Raw genomic sequence first — 6089 nt, forward strand, 5'->3', positions numbered from 1 at the left:
CAACCCGCACGCATCATCGCATGGTCTTTCTGGCGCAGAGCTCATCAGGCTGCCGCTCAACGCGCTCATGTCAAATCAAAAAGACAACTGTAATGTTAGGCTCTGCTTCCACGACCTTGCCGATCATGCCGTTCTTGACGCCGAGCGAGCCCTCGTTCTTCAGGAAGACGATCTGGTCGCCCGGCGCAAACCGGCGCTGGCCGTCCTCCGTCCGGAACGCATGTCCCTGTGCGACGAGACCGCGCTCGACGAGCTTGGCGCGCGCCATCTCGTTCAGCGCGCGGAAGTCGCGGCGCAAATGCGCGAGGATCAAAGTTGACTTCGATGGATCGTAGTCGCGGTTCCAATCAGCGATCAGATTGTCGATCGCCTGCGCCTTCAACTCCGAGCCGAACAGACGTCCATGATCGCGATAGGCGGATAGGGCCTGCGCCGTCCGGCCACGGGCAAGATCGAGTGAGGCGTCGCGCATCCATTGCTGGCCCTGGCGATAGATCGTCTCGAGCTCGGCATAGCCGATACGTTCGACGATCGCGCGAAACGCCGCCCCCGCTTCGATCGGCTGGAGCTGCTCGGGATCGCCGACCAGGACGATCTTCGCTCCCGCCTTTGATGCTGTTTCGATGAACAGCGCCATCTGCCGCGAAGCGACCATGCCGGCCTCGTCGAGGACAAAAACCGTCCTATCATTGAGGCCATTGCGGCCTCTCTTCCAGCGTAACTCCCAGGAGGCGAGCGTGCGGGATTGGATGCCCGCTTCCTTCTCCAATCCCTCGGCCGCCTTGCCCGCCAAGGCGCCGCCGACGACGCGATAACCGGCCGCCTCCCACACCTCGCGCGCAGCCCGCATCATCGTGGTCTTGCCCGCCCCGGCACGGCCGACAACCGCCGCGATCCGCGTCCCGGACGCCAAATGATCGATGGCGGAGCGCTGCTCGGCCGAGAGGTTGGCATGACGCGCGGACACGGCGGCAACCACCTGTGCCTTGACGGCGAAAGCCGTGCTGCCCGACAGGTGGACCGCGCGGCGTGCCATCTCCGCTTCGAGACGGATGAGCTCGCGTGTCGTGTATTTCGCCGGCGCCCGCGCGCCCGTGGCAAAGTCGATGGACTCCCCTTCCAGCCGCAGCGCATCGGGGCTTTGCAGCACCCGCGCCATCAGGTGCTGGAAGGTTGCGGCATCGTCGAGATAACGATGCAGGAGCTTGCCGACATCGCGCTCGTCGAACACGCTCTTTTCCCGCGAAATCATGTCGAGCACGATCTCCGGACGGCGCTGGATCCGCCTCAACGTCTCGGCCCGGTTCTCCTCAAAAACGCGCAGCCGGTCGAGATTGGGATCGCGCCCTTCGCGCTCCGCCCGGCGCTGGATGGCCTTGGCCGCGACGCCGATATGGGTGGTCGGCACGACGTCGATGCCGCGCTCGGCGTAGGAGCGGCCATCGACGCGAATCTCGTGACCATGCAGAGCTAGGTGCTGATTCTGCAGGTCGAGCGAACCGTTGCGCTGCTCGAGGAACTCCTGCTTCTCGCCGGCCCAAAGCCGGTAGGCGATCTTGCCGGATTTCATGCGCAGCGGCTGCCCGTCTTCTCCGACGACTGCGACCCGCTTCGGCCCGAATCCGTCCTCGGTGAGAGGCCGCAGCGTCGTCATCAGGTGGACATGCGGATTGCCCGGCTCGTCGTGATAGACCCAGTCCGCGACCTGTCCGCGGGACAGCACCTGCTCGGCGACGAACTGGCGCATTAGCGCGACGTTCTGCTCTAGCGTGAGCTCGACGGGCAGCGCGATGATGAACTCCTTGGCGAACTGCGCATCCGCCCGCTTTTCGAAGGCCTCGACCTTGTTCCAGAAGGCCTCCGACGCGCCGGCGACGGAGCGATCCGCGATCATGGTCCGCAGCCAGGCTGGCGCGTTGGCCGGCACCTGGAATTCCTCGTGGATCATCCCGCGCTTGTTGGAATAGTCGACGGTGCGGCCCTCGGCCTCGAACTCCATCCTCGCGCAATGCCGGTAGGCAGCGGCCAGCACGGCGCTGCGGCCATCGCCGCGTCCGATGAGCTGTGGCGTGAAATGCGTGATGGCCACGGCTGAAGCGATCCTTCGAACGAACATGCTGTTCGTCGGGATCGGCCCGCCCAGTTGGGCCGCGAAGCAGGACGTCGCGTCAGCGACGTATTACTGCGCCCTTGGAAGCCGCTCCTTCGGAACGGCGGGATGATCTTCCAAAGCGTCGGCTCCGCCGACCCCGTTAATTACCCGGGTCGCGCTTCGCGCTCACCCCGGCTTTCCTGTCGGCGCTTCGCGCAATTAATGACAGGAAAGGTCTTCCGGAATGAAAAAACCCTCGCGGCAGATCAGGGACGAAATCGCTCGGCTCCAGGACCAGCTGAAGCAGGCAGAAACACGGGAAGCCGAGCGCATCGGCCGCATCGCGCTCAAGGCCGGGATGGGAGAAATCGAGATCGAGGAAGGCGCGTTGCTGTCGGCGTTCGAGGAGATCGCCGGCCGGTTTCGCAAGGGCGGGAGCAGACCGGCCAAGGCGGCCACGACCATCCCGCCTGTCGCGCCTGCGGGCCTGGCTGAACAGGGCTGAACGCATGCGTCGGTCCGATGCAACTCGCGCCCGCAAGAAGGACACGCGGGAGAAGATCGAGCTCGGTGGCCTGATCGCCAAGGCCGGGTTGCGCTACGAGAAGCGTGCGCTGCTGCTCGGCCTGTTGCTTGATGCCGCCGATCGTCTGCGCGGCAACGAGGCGGAACGCGAGCGCCTGACGGCGATCGACGCGATGGCCTTCGGCCATGAGAGCAAGTAGGATCGCGCTGGCGATCGCGCCGGCCGTGCTGATGGCGGGCTCATGCCTTGTCCTTACCGGCATCGAAGCGTGGCTTTCGAAGTTCGGAACAACCCCAAACGCGCACCTGGTGCTCGGGCGGATCGGCATCGCCCTGTCCTACGTGATGGCCGCGGCGATCGGCGTGGTCTTCCTGTTCGCGGCGGCTGGTGCGACGGCGATCCGCTGGGCCGGTTGGAGCGTCATGTTCGGCGGCCTGCTTGTGGTCGCGATCGCCGCCTCGCGCGAGATCGCCCGCCTCCATTCCTTTGCCAATGCCCTGCCCGCTGGAGACCGGCTTGTCGCTTATGCCGATCCCTCGACCATCATCGGAGCGACGATCGCATCGCTCGTGGCGGTGTTCGGACTGCGTGTAGCGATGAGGGGCAATGCCGCGTTCGCGGCCGCCGAGCCGCGCCGCATTCGTGGGCGACGCGCCATCCATGGCGAGTCGGACTGGATGACGATGATTGAGGCTGCGCGGCTGTTCCCGGAGGCGGGTGGCATCGTGGTCGGGGAGCGCTATCGTGTCGATCGGGATGCGGTCGCCGACCAGTCGTTCCGCGCCGATGACGTTGAGACATGGGGCGCCGGCGGTAAGTCTCCTTTGCTCTGTTTCGATGCGTCTTCGGCTCGTCGCACGGCATCGTGTTCGCCGGGTCCGGCGGCTTCAAGACAACATCGGTCACGGTGCCGACGGCGCTCAAATGGGGTGGAGGGTTGGTCGTCCTTGACCCGTCCAACGAGGTCGCACCGATGGTCACCGGACACCGGCACGGGGCGGGTCGTCAGGTCTTCGTGCTCGACCCGCGCGCCTCGGCGATCGGCTTCAATGTGCTCGACTGGATCGGCCAGCACGGCGCAACCAAGGAAGAGGACATTGCCGCCATCGCGTCATGGATCATGACCGACAATCCACGCCAGGGCCCGGCGCGGGACGACTTCTTTCGTGCCTCGGCCTTGCAGCTGCTGACGGCGCTGATCGCCGATGTCTGCCTGTCCGGTCACACGGAAAAGAAGGATCAGCACCTGCGCCAGGTCGGTACCAACCTGTCAGAGCCGGAGCCGAAGCTGCGCCAGCGGCTTCAGACGATTTACGAGAACTCAGGCTCCAGATTCGTAAACGAGAATGTCGCCCCCTTCATCGCCATGACGCCGGAAATGTTCAGCGGCGTCTACGCCAACGCCGTGAAAGAAACCCACTGGCTCTCCTATGCGAACTATGCCGCGCTGGTGTCGGGGTCGAGTTTCACGACCGCCCGGCTCGCGGAGGGCCGTACAGACGTCTTCATCAATCTCGACCTGAAGACGCTGGAGAACCATGCCGGCCTTGCCCGCGTCATCATCGGCTCGCTGCTTAACGCCATCTACAATCGCAATGGCGAAGTGACCGGCCGCACCCAGTTCCTGCTCGATGAGGTCGCCCGCCTCGGCTACTTACGCAGCCTCCAAACGGCGCGCGACGCGGGGCGCAAAGAGCTGGCCCCGGTTGTTTGGACAGCGCCCCGCGGGATTTAAGTGGATTCCTGCCGGGTTATGCTGAACGCGGGGCCTTACGATTTTGTCGTTGCGTCGGGAGGGCGTAGCCCGACCAGAGCGACGACAAAATCGTCGGCGACGGTCATGCGGCCATCACCATAGCTTGCGTGCCGAAGTAAGCCTCGTCGGGCGTGCGCCCGTCAAGGCTCGAGTGAGGGCGTCCCTGATTGTAGAAGGCCAGATACTTGGCAATTGACGCTCGCGCCTCGGACACGCTGTCGTAGGCGCGGAGATAGTCGAGTAGCGCGGGGGAATCCCACCCCCACGCCCTCCGAGAACCGGACGTGAGTCTCTCGACTCATCCGGCTCCTATCGCCCCAACCGGAGATTTCGTGGACCAATGGGCGAACAGGTTCGGCTGGCGGGATTTGACCCCGCGCAACCAGCCCCACGCCCGCTTTGCGTGTCCCCGAAGTCTTTTGTATTTCCGCTGTGCCCAGCGCACGATAAATGGATCTACTGTGCGTAGTGCCCTGCGAAGCGCCGAACGATGAAAACGCCCGTAATAGTTGACCCAGCCAACAAGAATCGGCCGTGCCCATTGGGCGATTTTCTCCAAGTCGAGATCGTTGCGATGATGCAGCTGCCAGCGACGCACGTCTTCGCGCATCACCTTGGCCGCTTTGTCGCTGACCGCAGGAGAGAAACTGACGAACAGCTTTCCTGCGCGATTCATCGATTGTCGGGGTCGAAACGTAAAGCCCAGAAAATCGAAGCGTTGCTTCGGATAACCGTTCGGTCGGTTTGAGTCTTTGCAGTACACAATCTTCGTCTTTTGCGGATGCAATTCCAACTTACACGCCGCAAGCCGCGCTTCCAGCGCTTGCCGCAATGAAAGCGCTTGCGCCTCACTGCGACAGTGACAGATGGCATCATCAGCGTAGCGCTCGAACGGAATGTCTGGATTATTTTCCTTCATCCAACGATCGAACGCATAGTGCAGGAAAAGGTTTGCCAAGATTGGGCTGACGACTGCCCCTTGCGGGGTTCCTTTCTCTCGGCTGACCAGCGCGCCATCCGGCATGCTCACGGGTGCCTTCAGCCATCTTTCGATGTAGAGCAGCACCCATGCGCAGTCGATATGACGACGCACCGCTCGCATCAATAACTCCCAATCGATGTTGTCGAAGAAGCCTTTGATGTCGAGATCGAGCACCCAGTCAAAGCGCCAGCATCTCTGCCGTGCCGCAGCCACCGCATCATGCGCCGACCGACCGGGACGATATCCAAAGGAGTCATCGTGGAACACTGGTTCCAGGACGGGCTCAAGATATCGCTTGACTACCATTTGGGCGATTCTGTCAGAAACGGTCGGGATACCTAACGGTCTCGTTCCCCGTCCGTCCCCTTTCGGTATGTCAACTCGACGAACCGGTGGCGGCATGTAGCTGCCCGACGACATTCGATTCCAGAGCCGATAAAGGTTGTTACTCAGATCCTTCTCGAACTCCGCGATCGTTTGATCATCGACGCCAGCCGCCCCGCGGTTTTCCCTCACTCGCTTATAAGCCAACCATACTTCGCGCTTGGAAATATTAAACGGTCTTGCTTTATCCACGCTGGTCCTCCCCTTGCGGGTTGCCAACATAATAAAGCCGGGCGACGCCACCCCTTCGGTCCAGCGTAAGCGCGAATTTCCCTGCACCTTTTGCTTTTGGGTGCTCTGATGCATGAGGTGTCCACCAAAATAGGTGGACACCTTGTGATGGCAGACG

3 protein-coding genes and 3 pseudogenes are annotated in these 6089 nt (G+C 62.8%); 3 read left to right on the forward strand and 3 right to left on the reverse strand.

Translation table 11 applies throughout. The features are described 5' to 3' along the window. Window positions 1-97 precede the first annotated feature (97 nt). Window positions 98-2089: pseudogene (traA, locus tag ABIB95_RS47070) on the reverse strand (Ti-type conjugative transfer relaxase TraA); the annotation flags it as partial. A 247-nt stretch (window positions 2090-2336) separates the two neighbouring features. Between traA and traC the strand changes: the two are divergent. The 3 genes and pseudogenes from traC to ABIB95_RS47085 form a co-directional block, all read left to right on the forward strand. Continuing rightward, window positions 2337-2597, forward strand: a complete 261-nt coding sequence (gene traC, locus ABIB95_RS47075; protein WP_018458955.1) for a conjugal transfer protein TraC — start codon at window positions 2337-2339, stop codon at window positions 2595-2597. A gap of 4 nt (window positions 2598-2601) precedes the next feature. Continuing rightward, window positions 2602-2817 (forward strand): conjugal transfer protein TraD, encoded by a 216-nt coding sequence (traD, locus tag ABIB95_RS47080; RefSeq protein WP_354249200.1) that lies wholly within the window; start codon window positions 2602-2604, stop codon window positions 2815-2817. Then, window positions 2804-4311, forward strand: a pseudogene (locus ABIB95_RS47085) (type IV secretory system conjugative DNA transfer family protein); the annotation flags it as partial. The gene traD and the pseudogene ABIB95_RS47085, both read left to right, overlap by 14 nt. 145 nt (window positions 4312-4456) lie before the next feature. Here the strand turns inward: ABIB95_RS47085 and ABIB95_RS47090 are convergent. After that, window positions 4457-4609 (reverse strand): annotated as a pseudogene (locus ABIB95_RS47090) (integrase core domain-containing protein); the annotation flags it as partial. Between the two features lie 63 nt (window positions 4610-4672). Further along, window positions 4673-6046 (reverse strand): group II intron reverse transcriptase/maturase, encoded by a 1374-nt coding sequence (gene ltrA / locus ABIB95_RS47095; protein ID WP_354249202.1) that lies wholly within the window; start codon window positions 6044-6046, stop codon window positions 4673-4675. Window positions 6047-6089 lie beyond the last annotated feature (43 nt).

It is taken from the genome of Bradyrhizobium sp. LA2.1 (assembly GCF_040547725.1).
Lineage (GTDB): Bacteria > Pseudomonadota > Alphaproteobacteria > Rhizobiales > Xanthobacteraceae > Bradyrhizobium > Bradyrhizobium barranii.